Origin of the sequence: Methylobacterium nigriterrae (genome assembly GCF_037106235.1) — a bacterium.
Lineage (GTDB): Bacteria > Pseudomonadota > Alphaproteobacteria > Rhizobiales > Beijerinckiaceae > Methylobacterium > Methylobacterium nigriterrae.
Window position 1 is genome coordinate 1 of sequence record NZ_JBAWTG010000628.1, and the last position, 359, is coordinate 359.

At 63.2% G+C, this 359-nt stretch carries 1 protein-coding gene; it reads right to left on the reverse strand.

The window, feature by feature from the left end:
* Positions 1 to 192, reverse strand: a 192-nt coding sequence (locus tag WDW90_RS38520) for a hypothetical protein (protein ID WP_336492925.1), incomplete at its 3' end; no start/stop codon positions are given.
* Positions 193 to 359: the final 167 nt, after the last annotated feature.

Here is a 359-nt window from a genome sequence, read left to right on the forward strand (position 1 = left end):
TGCGCCGGTCCACGCGATCACGGGCGCGCCGCAGGCCGCCATGAGCACCCGCAGGCCCTCGATCCACTCCTCGGCCTCGGCCAAGCTCATGAACCCGGCCCGCTGATGCAGCGAGCCGGTGCCGAGGATCACCACGACATCGAACCGCCCGTCAGATCGGTCAAAAACCTTGTACGTCACGATCCGCGCCATGGCTGCATCTACGCCGATCCCGCCCTGAAGGTTGCCGTAACAGCACTGTCACGATCCATGATCTCGCAAAAGCTGTGCTTGTCAGCGCCCCCCTGTATGAGCTTTGCTGGATATCGATGGCCCGCAAAACCAGTCGTAGCCCTGCGAGACCCTGAAACGCGGTCTCT